General features: G+C 68.0%; 15 protein-coding genes and 5 pseudogenes. 13 read left to right on the top strand and 7 right to left on the bottom strand.

Annotated features, from left to right (window positions below; translation table 11 throughout):
- Window positions 1-186 (top strand): annotated as a pseudogene (locus tag ACZ7GZ_RS38930) (IS701 family transposase); the annotation flags it as partial.
- Between the two features lie 1,771 nt (window positions 187-1,957).
- Here ACZ7GZ_RS38930 and ACZ7GZ_RS38925 read toward each other — a convergent pair.
- Both ACZ7GZ_RS38925 and ACZ7GZ_RS38920 read right to left on the bottom strand, forming a co-directional pair.
- Window positions 1,958-2,499 (bottom strand): annotated as a pseudogene (locus ACZ7GZ_RS38925) (transposase); the annotation flags it as partial.
- Window positions 2,500-2,519: 20 nt separating this feature from the next.
- Window positions 2,520-2,796, bottom strand: a pseudogene (locus ACZ7GZ_RS38920) (transposase family protein); the annotation flags it as partial.
- A gap of 369 nt (window positions 2,797-3,165) precedes the next feature.
- Here ACZ7GZ_RS38920 and ACZ7GZ_RS38915 point away from each other — a divergent pair.
- Window positions 3,166-3,762, top strand: coding sequence for a GNAT family N-acetyltransferase (locus ACZ7GZ_RS38915; protein ID WP_471031996.1), 597 nt, complete (start codon window positions 3,166-3,168; stop codon window positions 3,760-3,762).
- Here ACZ7GZ_RS38915 and ACZ7GZ_RS38910 read toward each other — a convergent pair.
- The 3 genes and pseudogenes from ACZ7GZ_RS38910 to ACZ7GZ_RS38900 form a co-directional block, all read right to left on the bottom strand.
- Window positions 3,735-3,960, bottom strand: a pseudogene (locus tag ACZ7GZ_RS38910) (ATP-binding protein); the annotation flags it as partial. The gene ACZ7GZ_RS38915 and the pseudogene ACZ7GZ_RS38910 sit on opposite strands and share 28 nt — an antisense overlap.
- 273 nt (window positions 3,961-4,233) lie before the next feature.
- Window positions 4,234-4,383, bottom strand: a pseudogene (locus ACZ7GZ_RS38905) (hypothetical protein); the annotation flags it as partial.
- Between the two features lie 136 nt (window positions 4,384-4,519).
- Window positions 4,520-5,080, bottom strand: coding sequence for a transposase (locus tag ACZ7GZ_RS38900; RefSeq protein ID WP_471031994.1), 561 nt, complete (start codon window positions 5,078-5,080; stop codon window positions 4,520-4,522).
- An 80-nt stretch (window positions 5,081-5,160) separates the two neighbouring features.
- On the opposite strand from ACZ7GZ_RS38900, the gene ACZ7GZ_RS38895 reads away from it, so the two are divergent.
- Both ACZ7GZ_RS38895 and ACZ7GZ_RS38890 read left to right on the top strand, forming a co-directional pair.
- Window positions 5,161-5,460 (top strand): transposase, encoded by a 300-nt coding sequence (locus ACZ7GZ_RS38895; RefSeq protein WP_471031991.1) that lies wholly within the window; start codon window positions 5,161-5,163, stop codon window positions 5,458-5,460.
- Complete coding sequence (locus tag ACZ7GZ_RS38890) at window positions 5,457-6,329, top strand: IS3 family transposase (RefSeq protein WP_471031990.1); 873 nt, start codon at window positions 5,457-5,459, stop codon at window positions 6,327-6,329. Before ACZ7GZ_RS38895 ends, ACZ7GZ_RS38890 begins: the two co-directional genes overlap by 4 nt.
- A 68-nt stretch (window positions 6,330-6,397) precedes the next feature.
- Here ACZ7GZ_RS38890 and ACZ7GZ_RS38885 read toward each other — a convergent pair whose 3' ends face one another.
- Window positions 6,398-6,916, bottom strand: a complete 519-nt coding sequence (locus ACZ7GZ_RS38885; RefSeq protein ID WP_471031999.1) for an STAS domain-containing protein — start codon at window positions 6,914-6,916, stop codon at window positions 6,398-6,400.
- 600 nt (window positions 6,917-7,516) lie between these two features.
- On the opposite strand from ACZ7GZ_RS38885, the gene ACZ7GZ_RS38880 reads away from it, so the two are divergent.
- The 7 genes from ACZ7GZ_RS38880 to ACZ7GZ_RS38850 all read left to right on the top strand — a co-directional run bounded on the left by ACZ7GZ_RS38880 (window position 7,517) and on the right by ACZ7GZ_RS38850 (window position 20,005).
- The gene (locus ACZ7GZ_RS38880) at window positions 7,517-10,372 is read left to right on the top strand and encodes a sialate O-acetylesterase (RefSeq protein WP_471031989.1); all 2,856 of its coding nucleotides are present in this window, start codon (window positions 7,517-7,519) and stop codon (window positions 10,370-10,372) included.
- 752 nt (window positions 10,373-11,124) lie between these two features.
- Window positions 11,125-12,189 carry a 3-oxoacyl-ACP synthase III family protein gene (locus ACZ7GZ_RS38875; protein WP_471031987.1) on the top strand — a complete coding sequence of 355 codons (1,065 nt, stop codon included), beginning with the start codon at window positions 11,125-11,127 and terminating at the stop codon, window positions 12,187-12,189.
- A gap of 2 nt (window positions 12,190-12,191) precedes the next feature.
- Entirely contained in the window at window positions 12,192-13,124 is a 933-nt protein-coding gene (locus ACZ7GZ_RS38870) for a hypothetical protein (RefSeq protein ID WP_471031984.1), read from the top strand.
- Complete coding sequence (locus ACZ7GZ_RS38865; protein ID WP_471031982.1) at window positions 13,124-15,121, top strand: fatty acid CoA ligase family protein; 1,998 nt, start codon at window positions 13,124-13,126, stop codon at window positions 15,119-15,121. Before ACZ7GZ_RS38870 ends, ACZ7GZ_RS38865 begins: the two co-directional genes overlap by 1 nt.
- Window positions 15,118-16,161: an NAD-dependent epimerase/dehydratase family protein gene (locus ACZ7GZ_RS38860; protein WP_471031979.1), complete on the top strand. Its 1,044-nt coding sequence runs from the start codon at window positions 15,118-15,120 to the stop codon at window positions 16,159-16,161. Before ACZ7GZ_RS38865 ends, ACZ7GZ_RS38860 begins: the two co-directional genes overlap by 4 nt.
- Before the next feature lie 26 nt (window positions 16,162-16,187).
- Window positions 16,188-19,268 (top strand): amino acid adenylation domain-containing protein, encoded by a 3,081-nt coding sequence (locus ACZ7GZ_RS38855; protein ID WP_471031978.1) that lies wholly within the window; start codon window positions 16,188-16,190, stop codon window positions 19,266-19,268.
- Window positions 19,265-20,005, top strand: coding sequence for a formyltransferase family protein (locus ACZ7GZ_RS38850; protein ID WP_471031976.1), 741 nt, complete (start codon window positions 19,265-19,267; stop codon window positions 20,003-20,005). Before ACZ7GZ_RS38855 ends, ACZ7GZ_RS38850 begins: the two co-directional genes overlap by 4 nt.
- Window positions 20,006-20,057: 52 nt before the next feature.
- Here the strand turns inward: ACZ7GZ_RS38850 and ACZ7GZ_RS38845 are convergent, their stop codons facing one another.
- On the bottom strand, window positions 20,058-20,615 hold the full coding sequence (locus ACZ7GZ_RS38845; protein ID WP_471031997.1) for an AMIN-like domain-containing (lipo)protein: 558 nt from the start codon (window positions 20,613-20,615) through the stop codon (window positions 20,058-20,060).
- 213 nt (window positions 20,616-20,828) lie between these two features.
- On the opposite strand from ACZ7GZ_RS38845, the gene ACZ7GZ_RS38840 reads away from it, so the two are divergent.
- Together ACZ7GZ_RS38840 and ACZ7GZ_RS38835 are read left to right on the top strand one after the other, a co-directional pair.
- Window positions 20,829-21,125 (top strand): type II toxin -antitoxin system TacA 1-like antitoxin, encoded by a 297-nt coding sequence (locus ACZ7GZ_RS38840; protein WP_360099878.1) that lies wholly within the window; start codon window positions 20,829-20,831, stop codon window positions 21,123-21,125.
- Window positions 21,122-21,505 carry a fic family toxin-antitoxin system, toxin component gene (locus tag ACZ7GZ_RS38835; protein ID WP_471031974.1) on the top strand — a complete coding sequence of 128 codons (384 nt, stop codon included), beginning with the start codon at window positions 21,122-21,124 and terminating at the stop codon, window positions 21,503-21,505. Before ACZ7GZ_RS38840 ends, ACZ7GZ_RS38835 begins: the two co-directional genes overlap by 4 nt.
- Window positions 21,506-21,682 lie beyond the last annotated feature (177 nt).

Raw genomic sequence — 21,682 nt, 5'->3', positions numbered from 1 at the left:
ACCCTGGCCATGCTCGCCCACGCCTTCCTCGCCGTCCTCGCAGCCCGGGCTCTGGACACCACAAAGGGGGCAGCAGAAACGACACCACCAGCCTCATCCCCCTCACCGTGGCAGAGATCCGGCGCCTGCTGGACACTCTCCTGCCCCACCCCAGACCCCACCAGGACCGACAACTGCACGCACTGAACTGGTCCCACTGGCGCAGACACCACCAAGCCATCGCCCGCCGCTGCCACTACCGAAGAAGACACAGCTCAGAACACGATTTCTGACTGGAGTACTAGGCCACGTGAGTTGTGACTGAGGAGGTTATTGCCGGGTGTGGGATCGACGTCCTTACCCTGGACTGTCGCGGTGTCGTCCAAGGCGGGGGTTGGGGCAGAGCCGGACACAATGAGGGTGGTGCTCGCGCCTACGGCGAGCCCAGTGCCCGTACAGGACAGTCACAAGCCTGCGACGGTGCATCCGTACGTCGAAGTTCGGGGATTGACCAGCCCGCTCGGCAGCGCGTCCCTGACCGTCCAGCCCGACGAAGCATCCGGCCCTTGTGGGTGACGGTGATCTTGTAGACCTGGGAAGGAAATCGTGCCCGTGCTGGCCGTGCCCGTATAGAGCGTCACCTGGGCACTGCCAGCCGCCTGGTAAATCTGTTCGTTACAGGTGAAACCGCCTGGGGCGCCGCCACGACTCGGGGAGCGTACAGCAGTCCTACCACTGCGCTGCTCACCAATGCGCCGGCCAGCAGCAGGTCTGCGCGCAGACGAAGGCTTGAGAGACCACTTGTCATCCGCCTTGGCCACCTTTCGTTTCTCCGCCACCCCGGCCCTGCTTGGGTGGGTTCCGTGAGGTAAGATCTCAATAGCCCGCTTGTATGACAATTGCATCATGTAAATGGGCGATGGTGGTGCGTTGCCGCTTCCAGGCGTCCACAGTCTGGCCTTCCCAGCCTGGTGTGTCTCAGGCCTCACCATGCCGACCGCCTGGCCGCACCGGCTCTGGGATCCGATAGGGGTCAGGCCCTCGAACGACCCGACCGTGCAGATCTCCAGGGCCCGTTCGTGCCACGGCAAGCGCCCCGTGTGACTGTTGGCCTTGTGCGCGGCTGCCTCCGTCATAATGGAGGTCGCTTCCCCTCTATATATATGCGGGTTCAAGCTCGGGGACGGTGTTTTATTCACGGTAAGCCGCCTTTCCTTTGCCTCTGACCCTTTGCCGGCGGGTGGGTGGACCTGCGCCGCTGGAGTTGTTGGGCCCGTCGCCTCCCCTGTGGGCGACGGGCCCAACGTGGAAGTGGAGTCCTCCGCTGCCCTCAACAACCCCGGCGGGCCGAGGTGCGATCGACCCGAACCGCTGCGGAGACGTGACGCTGGCGGCTTCGCGCGCCGCGAAGACCCGCTCCCCGGCCCCGATCGGATCGCGATCATCAGCAGGCGGTGCACGCTCGCTCGGGCTGGAATGGTGAACGGCCAACGGGTCACGCCGGAGCCTGGCACGCTGACCGTTCAGCACGTAGTCGAGATCGTCGTCCCGACGGCCCATCCTGTGGTGCCCCTCGCTGGTGATCAGCCGCGGGGCAAGGCCAACACGCCCCACCTGGGTACGGCTCGGTGCCGGAAGGGGCGAGACGTGCGGAGCACGACCGCATCACCACGGCGGGCCTCCCCCGACGCATCCTCAGCGGGCCGGATCACCATCGGACCCACCCGCTCGGCCACGGTGCCGACGGCTTGATGCAACCGTGAGCTGGTTGAGCGCTTTGGATGCGGGCTTTGACCGCGGAGTTCATCGCCAACCGGAGCATACACAGCGCTTCCACTTGCCCGTCGCCGCTCTTCGGTAGCGCCCGTGCAATGCCGGACAGCGCGGCCCGGGGCGGCAGCCTCGGCGTCGACGGCATCGGTCCTGCTGCGGCGGCACCCGGGCGGGATCGGTCAGGCTGGTTACTGATCTCGGCTCGTTAGGGTGATGTAGGGGTGTCCAGGGGCAAGCCCATCCCGGCTATGAACCCGTCGAGGGTGTCGGGTCGGTACTGCAGGCGTTTGAGCCGGTTACGCACGAGCTTCTCCAGGTGGTCGAGGGCGACGACGGCGAGGTGGGCCAGGCTGCGTTTGACGTGTGCCCAGCAGGCGAGTACGCAGGAAGCAGGAACATTGCCAGCCACTCACGTTCGGCAACCAGTTCCTGCATCGTCTTGGAGACGTGGGTGTTGAGCCGGTCCCACACGAGCACGATGGGTGCCTTGACCAGCTGGTGGACGCCGTCCAGGAGGGCGATGTAGTCCCGCTCGTTGCCCTTGCCCACGGGGTGGGTGAGCAGGCGGTGGCACAGCCGGGTGCGGGAGCCCGGGCGCCAGGCGATCAGCCCGGCCACCGACAGGCGTCCCGAGCGCCGTCCGCTTACGTTGACGACCGGGGTGTGGCCCCGCCGGCCCCAGGTGCGTCCTTTGGACGGCCTGCAGGTGAAGCCCGCCTCGTCCTCAAAGCAGATGTACCCCATGGCAGCCAAGCACCGAGGTCTTTTCAACCTGCGGCTGAGCTGGCGTGGTGCAGGGTGAGGACGGCCTGGGCGAGGCTCGTGATGCGAGTGGTCGAGCAACGGAGTTTGCGGAGGAGCCGCCAGTTTTGATGGTGGCCATAGCTTGTCCAACGAGGCTCGGATCTTGGTCTGGGATCGGTTTACAGCCTGCTGACTTGCGGAAAGTCTCTATCCTCGGCTGCGGGATGGAATCCGGACGGTGCCATGGGCGCCTTGGTAGCCCTTGTCCGCCCAGCAAGGTAGTCGGGCCTGGTGGAGGGCCCTCCCGGTGTCTTCAGCTCGGCGGTGACCCGCGGGACCCCGGAGGTGCCGTCCGGTTCCTCGTGGAACTGGGCGATACGTCCGGCGAGCTCGGCGTCCGCCCGGGCCCGGGCAGCCCGCACGTCCGCGCCGGCCGGCCACCGGTAGAAGCCGGAACGCGAGACCTGCAGCATCCGGCACAGCCGCTTGACGCCGAAGGCGCCACGGTGCTGTCCACGGACATCAGCCCGTCCGGGTGAGCGGTCAGTTGATCTCCTGCTGGGCGGACAGCTCATCTCCCTGTCCGGTATGACTATTGATCCCTGATTTGGTCGATTGACTGTGTGCTCAGCGCCAGAGAAGGTTCGACGTCTGTCGTAGGGTCGGGGCATGTCCCCTGCCGCGGTTGAGCTGCGCGAGTTCACTCTCGCTGACGGCTCCTTTCTCATGTCGTGGATTCCGGGTCCGGTCGAACTGCTCACCTGGGCTGGTCCTTCGTTCACCTGGCCGTTGGACGAGCCTCAGATCGCCGCGTATGCGGCCGAGTCCGCAGCGCCGGGACGATGGAGTTGGATGGGCGTCGACTCTCAGACCGGGCAAGTGGTGGGCCATGCCTCGGTGCGCGTGGACGCCAAAGGTGTCGCAGGGCGAGTGGGGCGGGTGCTGATTGCCCCGGAGGCCCGTGGCCGTGGGCTGGGCGCTGGCATGTTGAAAGAAGTGCTGGCGGTCGCCTTCGACATCCGGGGCCTGCGACGCGCGGAACTCGGGGTGTTCAGCCATAACGCCAGCGCGGTCCGACTCTATGAACGGCTCGGTTTCCAGGTAGAGTGTGTACTGCCCGACGTGGAGCAAGTGGAGGGGCGGTCCTGGTCGGTGCTGCAGATGTCCCTGGCCAGCGCGGACTGGGCGTCCGCTCGCGGGCAGCAGAGGGAGGATGACGGTGGGCCTGTGGCGCAACATCATGAGGCAAGTGGGATGACGCCCTGACCGCTGGTGGCCTGGGTCAGCCGCAGCGAGGAGCCCTCGGTCAGGACGATGTGCGCATGGTGCAGGAGCCGGTCGACGGCGGCGGTGGCCAACGTCTTCGGCATGATCGAATCGAATCCTGAGGGATGAAGGTTCGAGGTCACGATCACTGACCGACGTTCATATGCCGCGTCGATCGCGGTAGAACGCCTCCGCGGCGGCCAGCCACGACTTGGCTCCGGGACCGAGATCAAGGAATGCCTTCTCCGCTTCGTTGACGGGCTTCGGCCGTGGCTGGCGGGGGCCGCCGTCCATTTCCTGCGGGTGATCGGGGTAGTGGGAAAGGTCGATCACCGGCCGTCCGGGCAAGGACAGCTGATGGCGGGCGACCTCCGTCAGACCCGCGGGACCCTGCATCCACTCAGGCCGGCGGACCAGGTGGGACAGGTCAACGACAATGACGAGTTCGTCGCCGTCGACGCGGACCCTGGCTTCCTGGCCGACCAGACCGGGCGGGGTCGAATACCGCACAGACCCGAAGCGGACTGTCTGGTCCCTCAGCACCTGGCGGGACTCGCCCAGCGCGAGCGTGTGCAGGACCAGGGGCAGCGGGTGCAGCCGCGACTTCTCGATGTCCAGCATCGAGGACGGGATCTTCCCGGTCTCGCGGTGGACACGGTTGTTGACCTGCTGGCAGAAGACCGCGCAGGCGCCGCGGAGTTCGGCGAAGCTGCCGTACTTCTCCCGCAGGTTCGCATCCGTCGGCACAAGATCGGCCTTACGCGATGCGAACCGTCGCCTCGGAACCTCCCTTCGATTGCGGGTCGAAGGGGACACATGTATGTACTTGCAGGCCGTAGTGCCTGCCTGCGGCGACGATTTGGGGGTGGCGGACCGCGACCCCGGCGACCCGGTCGATCGTCATCGTCTTCTCGTTGTCGGTCAGGACATAGGTCGGGGCCCCGCCGATCGCCCGCAGCGTGGAGTCCAGACAGGACACCACGGTGGGCCGGGTGCGGTCCCAGGTCGGGATGACCACCCGGAATCTAGACCAGGCCAGCCAGGCGCAGAACAGCAACGTCTCCCGCTCGTCCCCGCCGTCCGGACTCGGGACCTTAGGGCCCCAACCCCAGTCGAACTGCAACCAGAGGCCCGGCTCAGTGAGCCACGGGCGATAGGTCCGGCGGTGGCCGGCCCGCCAGCGTTCCTTCGCGCGGGCGACGGCCCGGCGAGTGGTCCGCTCGTCGCCAGTGAACCCGAGCAGGACCAGCCGCTTGTGGAGCTTGTCGGCCCGCACTTTGCCCTGCGAGCGGTCAACCCACTCCTCGATCTTCGGCATGAACGGGTTGGGCTTGATCCGCTTTGGCGGACATCCGAGATCAGGGGTTCAGCCCCGGGAGGATGTCCATCATGGAGAGCATGAGGAAGAAGAAGCCTCGCCCTCGTCGCTCGTTCACGCCGGAGTTCAAGGCGGAGATCGTCGAGCTGTGCCGACGCGGTGACCGCTCGGTCGGTCAGATCGCCAAGGACTTCGATCTGACCGAGACCGCGGTGCGTGACTGGGTGAAGCAGGCCGAGGTCGATGCGGGCGAGCGGGACGGCCTGACCAGCAGTGAACACGAGGAACTGGCCGCACTGCGGCGGGAGAACCGCCGTCTGCGTGAGGACGTCGACATCCTCAAGCGGGCCACGGCTTTCTTCGCGAAGGAGACCCGGTGACGGTGCATCCGTTCATCGAGGCGGAGAAGCGTGCAGGTCACGGCGTCAAACGAGCGTGTGAGCTGCTGAAGGTCTCCAGGACCGCCTTCTATGCCCGCCGCGCTGCCAAGCCTGGTCCCCGCGCCGTCCGCGACGCCGAGCTGGCGGAACAGATCGCCGACGTCCACACGAGATCGCGGGGAACCTACGGCGCCCCGCGCGTCCATGCCGTGCTCAAGCGGGCAGGCGCCGGATGCGGCCGCCGACGTGTCGCGCGGCTGATGCGGGCTGCCGGCCTGCAGGGCCGACACCGCAGACGACGGCACCTGACGACGTTCCCCGATCCGCGGGCTTGCCTGCGGCCCGATCTCGTCGTCCGGGACTTCCAGCCCGACCCCGCCGGCCTGGATGCCCGCTGGTGCGGCGACATCACCTACATCGCCACGGAGGAGGGCTGGCTCTATCTGGCCAGCGTCATCGACATCGCCTCCCGTCGCGTGGTCGGCTGGGCGACGGCCGACCACCTGCGGACCGATCTGGTCGCGGACGCCCTCACGGCCGCCTGCCGGAAGCGCCGTCCCACCCGGCCGGTGATCTTTCACTCGGATCGTGGCTGTCAGTACACCAGCCAGCAATTCGCCGCGCTGGCCGACCAGTTGGGGGTACGTCTGTCGGTCGGCCGCACCGGACAGTGCTGGGACAACGCACTTGCCGAGTCGTTCTTCGCCACCATCAAGAGGGAGTTGCTCGACACGAGCTCCTGGCCCAGCCGGGCCGCCGCCCGCACCGCGATCTTCGATTTCGTCGAGGGCTGGTACAACTTGCACCGTCTGCACAGCAGCCTCGGCTATCGCAGTCCCGCCGAATACGAGACCGCACTCGCAGCCTGACCACCACACCAATGGTGTCCGTCAAAGCGGAACAAGCTCACATCAGACTTGACAAACCACATGGGGAATCACTGGCTGCAGCCCCATGGCCACCAGACCACGCCACGCGCACGCGCCGCAGGCGAACTGCTTCGATTGCCCATCGAGCGCCACAAGTTGACAGCAGCGCATCTCACGTACCTGTGCCGGCGGCCCAGAACGGAATCATGAAGAGCGGCCCGGACCTGCCAGCGCCTGCCGCCTTTCACCTCCCGGGTCGCTGAGCCGGGACGAGTGGGCGAGCAGTGGTCCGGCTGCGGCAGGACGAATGCACCATCAAGTCCCGTGAGCGTCAATATTCGCACCAGCGTCGGCGTCCGCACCCCTGACAGCATGAACTCCGTCCCGGCCTGCACAGCCCTGTCCCTGGCCTCTGCCAAGGCCGTGGCTCCGGTCAGGTCACAGAAGGACACCGCAGACACGTCCACCACGAGGCGGGCGGGCCGCCCATCAAGGCACTCAGCCAAAATCGTTTTGAGCTCCCCGCCTGTATACAGGTCCAGTTCGCCGAAGATCCCTACCGAGGCAACCTCGCCCTGGCGGAACATCAAGGTGGTGATCCCACCAGCGCTGCTCACCTTGGGTCCCCCTCAACAGTCGGTCACACAAGCGGCCAGGTCGTCGGTCCCGGGACTGCGAGCTATCGAGTGCAGACATGATGCCGGCTCGCACGGGCCGAGGATGCTGCCGACCCGTGCCATTTTGGTAGGCAGTGCCATGGTACGGATATGTCTGTCCATACTGCTTGCGTACCCTCACGGATTGGGCGCCTCTCGGATTTGACGCTACGAAGACCGTGATAAGAGTCTCAAGAAAATTCTGGTCAAAACCAGCGCAGGCTCGGCGCTGGTCTGCTTCACGAGACACCGAGAGACGGCAATGCCGTGCTCGGCCCGCACCTGATGACCGAAACCATCAGCCATGCGGTATCACTCGGCGAACAAGTGTCGCATCAAGACTTCTGGACGCGACCGCGGGCAGAGCACTCGCCGCCGGGATGTGCCGTTCGTGCCGTCGTCATCTTCAGTGTGTTAATCCGTCTATAACTTGAAAGCGGTGCTGGCTGAGGTCATACCCGTATCGGAATGCCGGCTCCGCAGGGGCCTGCTCTTCAGTGGGAGGGCGGGACAGGTTTCGCCGGGAGACTGATGATGCGCGATACGTGGCACGGGTGCGTGCGGGGGCTGGCTGCCGTCCTGGTGATGGCGGTCAGCCCGATCGCAGCGCCACAGATGCAGACAGCAGTAGCCGCGTTACCAGCAAGAGCGGCGCCTCCGGCCAGTTGCGATACGGTCGACGAGCTGTCTTCCGGCTATATCCCACTATATGAGCTGAATCTGCCGGGGAGAGCCTACTGGCCGGGCGGGAAAACAGTGCCCTACGCGTTGAACAGGTCGAAGCTTCTGAGCAGCCGGCAGCGCGAGCCGTACCTGGACCGGGTGGCGTACTGCCTGGACACCGTCACAAGGGCCGGCAGCCATGAGTGGGCCTACGCCTCCTTCGACGCCTTCACCAACAATCTCAGCAGGCTGGGCGTGCCGAGTGCGACGATCGCTCAGCCGGTGAAACGCCTGACGACATGGGGCAGCCATGTGAAGCACGTCGAACAGGCCTCAGGCGGATACATCGAGTTCTGGCCCAACGCCTATGGCCCTGCTGCGTCCCGCAATGCTCCCACCGGCGACAGCACGGTTTACGACTTCTCCGACACACCCCGCGGGAGTGCCCCCGGGTACGGATCGATGCAGGTACACAACACCGCGGCCAAGGAAACTGTGCTGGCGCTGAACGGCTGGAACCGAGGCAGCGGCCGATACCTCGACATCGGCACTGGAAACCAGAAGACCGGCCAGCCCGACTGGACATTCTCCCAGTCGGGGCGCGACCTGGCGTCGGCCAGGCTGACCGTATGGGTCAAACCGGCCACGCCGAACGCGAGCACCTGCGAGCAGACCGTGAGCGAACTGGCGGACTACCGGCTGCTGTATGACGTCGCGGTGCCGCAGACCGCGGCAGTGTGGGCTCACGGGATCCCGTACGCGGTGGACAATGCTAAGTCGATCCGGACACCGATCTCGCGTGTCGCCTACTGCCTGGACGGCATGTACGGCACCGATCCAGCCTGGGGTTATGCGTCCATGAAGACCTGGACACAGGATCTCACCTCGCTGGGTGTGCCCATGACGGGAGCCCACGGCCGGCGTGTGACAGGCCTGACCGTACGAGGATCAGATGTTGCCCCGGCCGACAACAGCACCGGGTATCTGGAGATCTGGCCGAACCGGTACAGCCCCCAGATCGCACAGAACGCACCGGCCGGCGGCAGCAACACCACATACGACTTCGCTGACACCCCTCAGCCGGTCGCCGGACCGATTCCGGGCGCGGGTGGTTACGGGTCGTTCCAGGTGCATGACGTCACCCATCGCCGGACAGTGCTGGCAGTGAACGGCTGGGCCGCCGCCCCGCAGACGCGCCTGTCCGCCGGCATCGGCAATGCGTCCACGGGCCAGCCCGACTGGACACAAGCCGCGAACGCCAGGAACTGGACCCGCCCGCACCTGAAGGTCTACGTCAGGCCTGCCGGTGTGGACATCACCTCAGGTCCGACCAACGCCCAGCTGTATCCTCGGGATCCCGCCACGAACAAGGCGGCCGTCACCGTGCACGGCCGCACCACCGACCGCAGTGTCAGCAAGGTCGAGATGAAGGTGTACCGGGAAGGGGCACTGGTCGGCACCCGGCAGACATCCGCCACCGGCACATGGACCTTGAGCGCCCCCATCACGGCAGAACGCGCCTCCTACTCGGTAGAGGTATGGGCCGAACGAAGCTCGGGAAAGACACTCCTCCGCCGCGCCGGCGACATCGTCGCCGGCGATGGCTACGTCATCCAAGGACAGTCCAACGCGGCAGCCGCGGGCTGGAACTACTCCGGCACCGCCGCCTCGCAAGACCTCTCGCCTTGGGTACGCACCTTCGGCTACAGCACCCCGAATCCGGCACTCTCCACCGATGACCGCAGCTGGTACCGCGCCAGCGGCGACGGCCGCGACACCACCACCACCTCGGTACGCGGCGCCATCGGAGAACTCGGCGTGCGCCTTGGACAAGACCTTGTCAACCAGAGCGGTATCCCCGTCGCGATCTTCAACGGCGCACACGGCGGCCAACCCTCCACCTTCTTCAAGCGCTCCCCCAGTGCCCCCGCCGACCCGGCCACGAATTACGGCCGACTGCTGCAGCGGGTCACCGCCGCCGGGCTCAAGGACGCGGTGCGGGCCGTCATCTGGTATCAGGGCGAGAGCGACACCGGCCTTTCCGGCAAGCCCACCGCGGCGCAGCACAATGCCAACGTCCGGGCTCTCATGGCCTCCTGGCGTACCGATTTCACCCACCTCGAACACGTCTACGTCGTTCAGATCCGCAACCACTGCGGAGCCCTCCACAGCGCCGCCGTTCAGGAAGTCCAACGCCGCTTCGCCAGCATTCCCGGCACCTCCGTGATGACCACCATGGGCCTGGACGGCCACAACGGATGTCACTACACCTACGAACACGGCTACCGGCAGCTTGCCGACCGGCTCACCCTCCCCATCCGGCGAGACCTCTACGGCGTCCACCTCACCACGCCTGCGGATCCGCCCAACCCCGCGCGGGCGGCCTGGAACAACACCGCGCACACCAGCATCCGCATCTACCTCACCGACCCCACCCAGAAGCTGCACTGCGACGCTGGAACCCAGCCAGATTTCACCCTCTACGGCACCGCGGCGAAAGTAGCCCAAGTCACCTGCGGCACTGGGTACTTGCTCCTCAACCTCACCCGCCCAGGCACCGGCCTCACCGGCATCACCTATTTTGGACACCCCGGCACCGCCACCCCCACCTCCGCGCCTGTCACCCCCTGGATCACCAACGACTCCGGCATGGGACTACTCGCCTTCGACCGACTCCCGACAACTGAACCCTCGACCAATCCAGATCGCCAACGACCACGGTGACCTTGCAGATGCTGAAGCGTAGATGCTCATGGCGGGCTTCCTTTCTGATCCGGTCACCGAAGCCGGTATGCCCATAAGACGCACGAGCGGCCCACCCCGTTATGCGGACTCCTAGCCTTTTTGTGTGACGCGAACCACTCATGGTGTGCGGTGATTGATCAGTGAAAAATGCTGAGGCGTGGCAGCCTTCAGCACCCCATGCCCTTTGGGAAATGGCATCCGTGATACGTGCTGTGTGCTCAGAACGACCTCGGCCCGCACTCTCTGCCCAGGGAAGAGTGCGGGCCGAAGCATGTCCATGCGCGGCGGCGGGGTACGCATGGGCCGGGCATGCCCGGCTTGGGGGCCCGCACTGTGGAGTGAACCTTCCGGGGGTCAGCGCGGGCCCCATGGAGAAACGATCCACAGTGGGAAAGGTCACGCCGGACCACTTACGCACGCCGCCACTTGGCAGCTCCTGATCCCAGGCCCCCGGCGGGGATCACCCGAGCGCTGGGATCGGCCGGCCGGCCTCCCGCAGCCAGCCGGCGTCTCCCCACACAACCGCGGGCAAAGACTCATTCTCCTGAAAGGGATTCAGAAACACTTTCCAGCCATGGCCGATTGTCACTTCACATAGGCCGGCGACGTAAAGAAAATTCCTGTGCGTGATCTTCGTCACCGCTCCAGGCGGGCACCAACGCGCAGCTCACTCAAGGCTGTTGTTAACATGTGCCGGTCAATTCCAAAGCACTTTAGGAAGAGCGCTGTCCATGCTCATATCTGCGCGCCATAGCCGCTTAGAGGCCCTGGGGGCATTTCTGCCGCCCACCGTCCAGTCCACCCCGGAGCTGGTTGCCCGGGTAGCCGGGGCTCCGGAGTTCGATCTGCACCGCATCACGGGTGTGGCGGAACGCCGTGTCTACGATCCGCGGCCGGAGGCTGGGGAGGACAGTTACGGACTCGCGCTCAAAGCCGCCCATGACTGCTTGGACAAGTCCCGCTACCAGGCGCCGGATCTGGACGTGATCATCAACGCTTCGATCACGCGCTTCAAGGACGGAACGCGCTTCTCCTTCGAGCCCTCTTTCGCCCGTCAGCTGGCCGCCGAGCTCGGGCTTCACACGACCGCGGTGACCTTCGACATCTCCAACGCCTGCGCCGGGATGCTGACCGGCATCTACCTGCTGGACCGGATGATCCGGGCCGGGATCGTACGCAATGGCATGGTGGTGAGCGGCGAGCAGAACACCCGGGTCGCCGAGACGGCTGCTGCCGAGATCACCGACTCGTACGACCCGCAGTTCGCGTCCCTGTCAGTGGGCGACGCTGCCGTGGCCGTCATCCTGGACGAGTCACAGGACGAAGCGGACCGAATCCACTACGTGGATCTGATGACCTGCTCCGAGTATTCCCACCTGTGCCTGGGCATGCCAAGTGACCGAACGGAGGGCATCGCCCTCTACACGGATAACAAGAAGATGCACAAGCAGGACCGGCTGCGCCTGTGGCCCACCTTCCACGGGGATCTCCTGGCCAAGCAGGGCCGCACGTTCGCGGACGAGTGCTTCGACTACGTGATCCAGCACCAGGTCGGCACGCGGTTCGTGGAGTACGTCAACGCCGTCGGCGAGGCCGAGTTCGGCACGCCGATGCCCCAGTCGCTGTCCATCGTTGAAGAGTTCGGCAACACCGCCTCCACCTCCCATTTATTGGTGCTGCGCCAACACTTGCGCGCCGGGACGGCCCGCCAGGGAGCCAAGTACCTGCTGGTGCCCGCCGCTTCCGGTGTCGTGACCGGTGCCCTGTCCGCGACGATCTCCCAGCTGGGGGTGTGACCGTGGGCATCGTTGTCACGGCGGCCCGGACCGCCCTTCCGCTCCCGGACGAAACCGCCGCCTCGTCCGTCCGGCTCGCCTCGCGAGCCGCCGGGGACTGCCTGGTGGACGCCGGGCTGTCGCCCGACGCCGTCGGTGTACTCATCAACACCGGGGTCTACCGCGAGTCCAACACCTTCGAGCCTGCGCTCGCCGCGCTGGTCCAGAAGGAGGTGGGGATGAACCTCGACTACCTGGCCGCACCCATGCCCGTCGCCGGTTTCTCCTGCGATCTGATGAACGGCGCGTGCGGCGTCCTCAACGCTGTTCAGGTTGCCCAGGCACTGCTGGTGACCGGCTCCACCGATCGTGTGCTGGTCACCGCGGCCGACGTCCACCCCGGTGGCCGCGCGGCGGACGATCCCGCCTATCCGTACGCCGATCTGGGCGCCGCGCTGCTGCTGGAACGCGGCACCGAACCGGGCACCGGTTTCGGCCCGGTGTCGCTGCGCGCCACGGGTGACGGGGACAGCTCGGCAGGCACCCGTGGCTATCTGGAGATGGCGGGTATGGGCGCCGAAGGGCGCCGCCGGATCACCGTCGAGCGAGAGCCGGAGGCCGTACGGGTGGAGCGACTGGTCGCTCTCACGGCGGCCACCGTCAGCGATTACGCCCGGGCGGAGGGCCTCCGTCTGGATCGTACGCTGCTGGTGTGTACCCCCGCCGGGCCCGGCTTCTCCGACCGGCTCGCCGGGCGCCTGAGCCTGGACCCGCGGTCCGTATGGGCCCCGGGCACCCCCGGCCCGGCCGGTGGCGAACCCCTCACGGCCGCCCCCGTGATCGGGTATTTGAGCGCCATGGAGCGCGGACTGCCATCCGGCAAGGACCAGTTGCTGCTGGTCGCTGCGGGAGCCGGACCGAGCGTGGCCTGTGTCAGTTACCGGCCTCAGGGCTGATGATGAGAGAAGGCATAGACACGGCGAGCGGTCTCGCCGCGCACCTGGAACACAACGCACGGTCCTTCCCTGCCAAGCCAGCGATCATCCACCCCGACGGCCGGGAGTCCGATGGCCGGGTCCGCTACCGGGAAGTGGACTACGCCACCCTCCAGGACCAGGTCGAACGGCTGGCAGCCGGGTTCGCTCGTACCGGGATCGGCAAGGGCACCCGTACGGTATTGATGGCCGCGCCCGGACCCGACCTGTTCGCCATCGCGTTCGCGCTGTTCCGGCTCGGCGCGGTCCCCGTGATCGTCGACCCGGGCATGGGCATCCGGCGCATGCTTCATTGCTACCGCGAGGTAGGTGCCGAGGCGTTCATCGGGCCGCCCGTCGCGCATGTGGCGCGGGTACTCGGTCGCCGTACGTTCGCCGGTGTCCGGATCAAGGTGACCCTGGGGCGCAGGCTGTGCTGGGGCGGGCAGACGCTGGACGTGCTGCGGGACACCGCCTCGCAGGAGCCGCCGGAGGCCGCCGGGTCCGGGGAGGTGACCGGTGAGGACCTGATGATGATCGGGTTCACCACCGGCTCCACCGGCCCGGCCAAGGGCGTGGAGTTCACCCACCGGATGGGCACCGCGATGGCTCGTGAGCTACAGGCCGCGCACGGCCGTACCCGGGACGACGTCTCACTCGTCACACTGCCCCTGTACGGCATGTTCGACCTGGTCTTCGGCTCCACGCTGGTCCTGGCGCCGGTCCCCCCGGCCCGGGTCGCGGACGCCGAGCCCGCGCTGCTGGTGGACGCGCTCACCCGGTTCGGCGTGACCACGATGTTCGCCTCCCCCGCGCTGCTGCGCGGCCTCGCCCGGCACATGAGAGGCTCGGCGCTGCCGCCCACGCTGCGTTGCGTGGTGTCGGGCGGCGCGCCGGTATCCCCGGCTCTGGTCGCCGAGCTCCGCGCCGTCCTGGACGAGAAGGCCGAGTTCCATGTGACCTACGGGGCGACCGAGGTGCTGCCGATCTCCTCCGTCGAATCCGCCGAGATCCTCCGGGAGACGGCGGCGCTGAGCGCGCTCGGCGCCGGAACCTGCGTGGGCCGCCCCCTGGCCGGGCTCGACGTCCGGACGATCCCCGTCAGCGACGGCCCGGTGTCATGGATCGAGCCCGACGACGGGCAACCGGCCTGCCCGGTCGGGGAGATCGTCGTGGCCGGCGACGCGGTGAGCCCCGGTTACCACTGCAATCCGCGGGCGGACGCCCTGCACAAGGTCCGCGAGGGCGGTCGCATCTGGCACCGCACCGGCGACCTCGGCTATCTGGACGGGCATGGCCGGCTGTGGTTCTGCGGACGCAAGAGCCAGCGTGTCCGCGCAGCGGGCGGGGACCTGCACACCGTCGTCTGCGAAGGCGTGTTCAATGCCCACCCGCTGGTGCGGCGCAGCGCGCTCGTCGGCGTCGGCGGGGGCGATGGTGCGCCCGCGCACCCTGTCGTCTGCGTGGAGACCGAGGCGGGTGTGGACGAGGCACGGTGGAAGGCCATGGTGCCTGAACTGCGTACCCTCGCCGAAGCACAATCGGTGACAGCGAGGCTGCACGACTTCCTGCGCCACCCTGCCTTCCCGGTCGACATCCGGCACAACGCCAAGATCGGGCGGGAGGAACTGGCCGCCTGGGCAGCCCGCGAACTGACCCCTGTCCGGGGCAGGTTAAAGACCTGGGCGCTGCGCGCGATACCGCTGGCGGGGTGGGCGTATCTGCTCTGCGGCACCGTTCGCCCGTTCGACGCGCTGCCGCTGACGGTGGTGTGGTGGATCGACGCGTTCCTGAGCGTGGTGGTGCACGCCGCCCAGATCCCGGCCGCTCTGCCGCGCGGCCGGGCGGCAGGCCGTTCCGGCCCGACCACGGCTGGTCTCACGATGCTCTATGGCGCCACCTGGTGGCGGACTCTGCCGACAGCTCACCGCCTGTCCCGTCCGAAGGCGGGGGCCAAGGCAGGCATGGGGGCATCATGAGGGCCCTGGTGACCGGATCCTCCGGTTTTCTCGGCAGCCACCTCGTGGACGAGTGCGTCCGCGCCGGCCACGACGTACGCGCCTTCGTACGTCCCGACAGCGACAGAGCGCGGCTGGATGGCATGCCCTGGGTGGAGCCGGCATACGGCGACCTGGCAGACGCCAGGTCGTTGCGCCGGGCGGTGGAGGCTGTGGACGTCGTGTTCCACAGCGCCGCCCGGGTGGTGGACTACGGCACCCGGGCCCAGTTCTGGGACACCAATGTAGAGGGCACGCGGCGGCTGCTGGACGCCGCGAGCGGGGCGGGCGTACGGCGGTTCGTGTTCGTCAGCAGCCCCAGTGCCTTGATGCGGCCGGACGAGGGCGACCAGTACGACATCGACGAGTCCGTCCCATACCCCGACCGCTGGTTCAACCTGTACTCCGAGACCAAGGCCGTCGCCGAACAGCTCGTACGCACCGCGAACCGGCCCGGGTTTACCACCTGCGCGCTGCGCCCGCGTGGCATCTGGGGGCCGCGCGACCACTCCGGCTTCCTGCCCAAGCTGCTGGCGAAGATGCTGGACGGACGGCTTCCCGACCTGGCCGGGGACAAGCAGGTGCTGGTCTCGCTGTGCCACTGCGACAACGCCGTCGCCGCCTGCCTGCGAGCGGCTGACGCCCCGGCCGAACGGATCGGCGGCAACGCCTATTTCATCGCCGACGCGGAGCGAACCGACCTGTGGGCGTTTCTCGCCCGCGTCGCCGAGCTGTTCGGCGGCCGGCCGCCCACCCGCCGTGTCCCGGCACCAGTGCTGGACACCGTGGTCCGGACCACGGAACTGCTATGGCGGCTGCCGCCGCTCGCCACCCGCCGCGAACCGCCGCTCAGCCGGTACTCGATGGCCCTGCTGACCCGCTCCGCGACGTACGACACGGGCGCGGCTGCGCGGGATCTGGATTACACGCCGGTGGTGAGCCAGGAGACGGGGCTGCGGCAGCTGGCCGACTGGGTCGACTCGGTGGGCGGAGTACGGGCGTTCGTCCGTTCCGTGGCGTGACGCTATCTGAAGACATGTGAAGGACGATGGGAACCCAGAAGAAGATCACCGCGGCCGGCGAGCGCTTCCAGCGTCCGGTCTCGCCCAACGAGTGGCTGTACCTCGCCTTTGAGGGGGCGACGGGCGCCCCGTTCGTCATCCAGCTCGTGGTCGAGGGGCGGGGCACGATCGCGCTTGGTGAGCTGGGGCGGGCCGTCGCCCGCGCGTCCGAGGCCACTCCGGGGGCCCGGTTGGCCGTCAGCGGCCGGCTCTGGGCGGACACCGGCCAGTCCCCGGTGGCCCGGCAGGCACCGGATCTGGAGGCGGCGCTGCGCGGCCCATTGGCCCCGGGAACGGGACGGAGCTGCGAGGTCGTCATAGTCCCCGGCGGCTCCGCGGACGCCGACGCACCGACGGCACTGGCGTTCCGGGCCCATCACGCGGCGATGGACGGCCGCGGCCTGCTGGGCTGGACTCTGGACGTGTTCCGTGCCCTGCGCGGCGAGGAGCCCGTCGGCGCGCCGTCCAGCGTGGACGAAGTGGCCTTGCTGGAGCAACTGACCGGGGGCGCGGGCTCCCCCGCCCCGCGTCGGCCGCGCCAGCGGGCCCGCTGGCGCTCCCCGCTGGGCGGCCCCCGCCGGGACTCCGGCTCCGACGCCCCGCACTGGGCGCGGCGCACCCTCGACGGCGTCCATCAAGCACTCGTCGCACGGATCGCCGCCGCGGTCACCGACCACGCGGGCACCCCAGCCCGAGTGATGGTCCCGGTGGACCTGCGCCGGCACTGTGCCGGCCTGCGCGCGAGCGCCAACCTCAGCCTGCCGGTCTTTCTGGAGGGCCGCCCCGGCCGGCCATGGGAAGCATGGCAGCAGGAACTTCTGCGGGCACTGGCCGACGGCGCCGAACTCGCCGCAGGAGAAGAGCGGGACGCGGCCCGGCTGCCGCAGGGCGTACTGCGCCTGCTGGGCCGGACGACCTCGGCCGCTGCCCGTGTCCTCGACCGCCACCCCTGCACGGCCCTGGTCAGCCACCTCGGCCGCATCGAGCCGGCCGACGTGTGCGTGCCCGGCTTTGAAGCGGATACCGCGTACTCCCTCCCCGTCCGGGTACCGCTGGTGCCGGTCTCCTTCACGACGCTCGAATTCGGCCGTCACACGCAGCTGGTGGTGTCGGCGGGGCGTGGCCGGAGCGTCGCCGCCGCCGCGTCACTGCTGGACGCCGTCTGCGAGAAGCTGTCGCCCGTCACCGGGACGGAGCGCCTGTGCGGCGGCGCGCCGTTAGGTGCCAGCGGGACCGCGACGACCTTGACCGCGCTCTTCCGCGAGCAGGCCACCCGCACCCCGGACGCCATCGCCATGATCGGCCCGGCCGGCCAGGAAGACTCGGCCGGTCAGGTGACGTACGCCGAACTCGACCACCGATCCGACACCGTGGCCGCACACCTGCGTACCCGGGGGCTCGGCCCTGGTGCGGTCGTGGCCCTGCTCGACGGCCGCACCCCGGCGGCCATCGCCGCCCTCTGGGGCATCCTGAAGGCTGGCGCCGCCTACCTGCCGCTCGACCCCACGCACCCGCCCGCCCGCATTGCCGCCGTGCTCGCCGACTCCGGCGCCGCCCTCTGTCTTGCGGGCGAGACGTACCAGGCGGCCGTGTTGGACGACGCGTGCCCGGTCCTGGCGCTGGAATCGCTGCCATGGGACGGCGCCGAACCGGTGGACCACACGGACGATCCGGCCTCCCCGGCTTCCGTCGCCTACGTCATCTACACCTCCGGCTCGACGGGGTCCCCCAAGGGCGTTCAGGTCGAGCACCGTGCGCTGACGGCATACGTGCGCTGGGCGCGGGAACGTTACGGAGTCGACGCGGCGACCCGGTTCGGCCTGTTCACCTCCCTCGCCTTCGACCTCACCGGGACCGCGCTCTTCCTTCCGCTGCTGTCCGGCGGCAGCATCGCCCTGGAGCCGGGCGAGCCGGGCCGGCACACCCTCACCGCGCTGCTGAACACCTCCGGCGTCACCGCCCTCAAACTCACCCCGGCGCACCTGGACTTGATGACATCGCTGGGCGTGACAGCGCCGGACGGGCGGATCCGGACCGTGGTGGTGGGCGGCGAGCAACTGCGCGGCCCAGCGGCGGCGCGGGCGCAGCGGCTGTTCGGCCCCGACTGCCGGATCTTCAACGAGTACGGCCCTACCGAGGCGGCCATCGGCTGCATCGTGCATACCTACGATCCCGCACGGGACGCCGACCGTCCCGCCGTCCCCATCGGCCTCCCCGTCCCCGGCACCGGCATCGCCCTTCTCGACGCCGATGGCCGTCCCTCCGCCGAGGGCGAACTCCACCTCACCGGCGGTCAGCTCGCCCGCGGCTACCTCGGCCGCCCCGATCTCGACCGGGAACGCTTCATCCGTCTCGCCGACGGCACCCGCGCCTACCGCACCGGTGACCTGGTCCGCCTCACCACGGACGGTACTCTGGAGTTCCTGGGTCGTACCGACGATCAGCTCTCCATCCGCGGATTCCGTATCGAACCCGGCGAGATCGAGGCCGTGTTGGAGCGTCACCCCGAGGTCACCCGTGCCGTCGTCACCGCCCGTCCCGGGCCGGCGGGTGAACCGGTGCTGTGTGCGTACGTCACGACGGGGACCGAGCCCGGCTCCCTGGATCCGGAACAGATCCGCGCCTACACCGCCGGTCTCCTTCCGGCGTACCTCGTCCCGGCCGCCGTACGTGTCCTGGACGCCTTCCCCCTGACTGTGAACGGCAAGGTGGACCAGCGCGCTCTGCCGTCCCCGTTCGTGCGGGACCAGCAACCTGCGATGCGCGACACCGAATCGGACAACCCGCGGGCCACTGGCACCGACTCTCTGGCAGCCGCCGTGACAAAGATCTGGTGCCGGACGCTGGGCGCGGGCACCGCCGAGGGCATCGGCCCCGGCGACCCGTTTCACCAACTGGGCGGCGACTCTCTGACCCTGCTGCTCATGCTCAGCGATGTCGCCGCGGAACTGGTCCACCCGGACCGCCAGCAGGCGTTCCAAGAACAACTGCGCAACCTGCTCCGCGACGTCACCGTGGAACGCGTATGCGCCGCCATCCGTACCGCGAACTCCGGAGCCGGAACATGATCTTCGTTGGCCGAGGCGCCCTCCTCCACCGCGCCGTCGCCTCTGCCCGGGCCGCCGGCCACCGGGTGGACCTGATCTGCTCGGACGAGGAAGCGGACACCGGCACCGCGCCCTTCCTCCACGTCACCGATGTCAACACCGAGGCGGACCGCCTGACCGACCACTGCACGGACGGCATCGTATGGTCCATCGACAACCGCATGATCTTCCGGGCCCCTCTGCTCGCATCAGGCCTGCGGATCTACAACATCCACAATGGCCTGCTCCCCCAGCACCGCGGCCTCGCATCCGCAGCCGTCCTCTTCGCCCTTCTCCATGGACACCCCGAGTACGGCGCCACCCTCCACGAGGTGGACGCCGGTATCGACACCGGCCCCGTTCTCGCGGAAGAACGGTTCCCCATTCCCCCTGACGCGCACTACCACCAGCTCTTTCTGCGCAGCGTCCAAAACTGCCACCGCCTCTTCGAGCGCACTCTCCCCGCCGTAGCCGCCGGCCGGTCTTTCCCGCCCCTGCCGACCCGCTCCGCGGCCCCGCCCGCCTATTACGGCCTGCGTTCCCTGCGCGCCCTCCGGGACTATGCCGCCCATCCGGCCTTCGCCCGCGCCACCGACCTGGGCGTCACCGCTCCCTATGTCCCCGAGGTGGCCTCGGCACTCAGCCTCGAACCACCCGTCAGGGCTCTCGGTCGAGGCTCAGGTCCTTCAACCGACATGCCAGGTACGGACCTTGACTAGGCCACAAGGCGGACATAATCCGACAGTGCCGGGCACATCCTCCCGAATTCGGCTACCGCCAGCGGTGCTCGACGTCCACGACAAGGTGGCCATCAAGCGCCAGCACCCGGAAGGGGAGCCTCGCCCGGACGCCCAGTCCGAGCTGTGTCTGCCCTTCGAAGGACCCTCCGTACCTGGAAGCCCGGAAGCTGCGATACCCCGCAAGATTCACGCCCGGCAGGCTGTGGCCCGGCTTTGCAGGGTATGTGGGCTTCCCTGTGCCGGTGTCATAGGCGGGGGCACGGATCACGATCTCCAGGACTACCCTGCCCGGAACCGGTATGACCTGGCCCGAACCGTCCTGGACGAGTCGGCTGACGTACCTGACCGAGTAACCAATACTGCCGCGCTTGGCCCCGGGTACATCGACGACCACGCGGTCGTAGCAGTCGTGACGGCCTGTGCGGACGTTCACCATGGGCGTCGTCGTCTGCGCGGAGAGGGTTTTGGAGAGGCTGTCCCATCCGACTGGGCAGGCTGTGACCGTATCCCTGGGCGCCGCCGCAGCGGGCAGGCTTATCGCCGCTATGGTGACGCCTGCCACTGAAAGCAGAATTGCCCGTTTCTTCATGATTCGACTCACCGGATCCCTCCCTATTGATTAATATATGCCCGATATAAGCTAGCGGATGTGAATGTTCGACTAAATGCAATAGGTGTGCAAACGATGTGACCTCGCTGTTACGAGCGCTTGCGCACTCGGGGGCAACACCCAGAAGCGACCTGGGGAAGACTTCCGGCTCCCGCCTCCCCCGGAATAGGTACCGCTGGTACCGTGAGCACCATGCCCGATGCCAAAGCCATGAACCTGCGCTTTCCGGACCCTGAGCAGCGGGCCGCCATCGCGGCTGCCGCGAAGCAGGAAGGGGTCAGCATGCAGGAGTACATCCTCTCGGCGGCCTACGCGCGGGCCACAGCCGTTCAGCAGCGGTTCCTGGATGCGTTCAAGCAGTCGATGGCCCGCAGCGGCGAAGCCTTCGCGGCCGAGTCGAGCCATACGGATCGCAGCGCTGAGGCGCGGGCAGCCGAACAGCAGGCCCGCCAGGAGCTCGAACACCGGGATCGGGGACACGCCGCGTGACCCAGCCCGAATCGCACCCGCTGGACGTCACCTTCCTGCTGCACGCCGCCGAACTCCTCGACAGCGATCCCCAGGTCGACGACTACGGGCCCCTATACGCCGCCGTCGCCCGAGTAAACGCCCGTGCCATGGAACGCTCGATCTATGGATCTCTGCACCTCAAAGCGGCAGCGCTGCTGCAAACCCTGGCAAAGCTGCCGTGCCTGGAACACTCCAACGAGGCCTTCGCCTGGCACGCCACCGAGGCCTACCTGATCCTCAACGGGCGCCAACTCGACTACACACCCAAGGCTGCTGTCGCCCTCGTGCGCGACGCCGTCGCCGGAACGCTGGGCGTCGCCCGCATCGCCCGCCACCTGCACGACTTCACCGTCGGCTGATCAGCCCCTGAAAGCCGTCGCTCGCGCATCGCTCAGGAACACCCTCCAGCCACCCGTGGGCCGCTGACCGACATCAAGTGTACGCAGCTTGGCGAGCACCTCGGGCTTCTGCACGTCCATCCAGTCGACGAACTGCCGGAAGGAGACCAGCCGCACGTCCCCGCCCTTCTCCTTCTC

It is taken from the genome of Streptomyces sp. NPDC037288, assembly GCF_055603265.1.
This window is presented reverse-complemented; position numbering and strand designations above follow the sequence as displayed.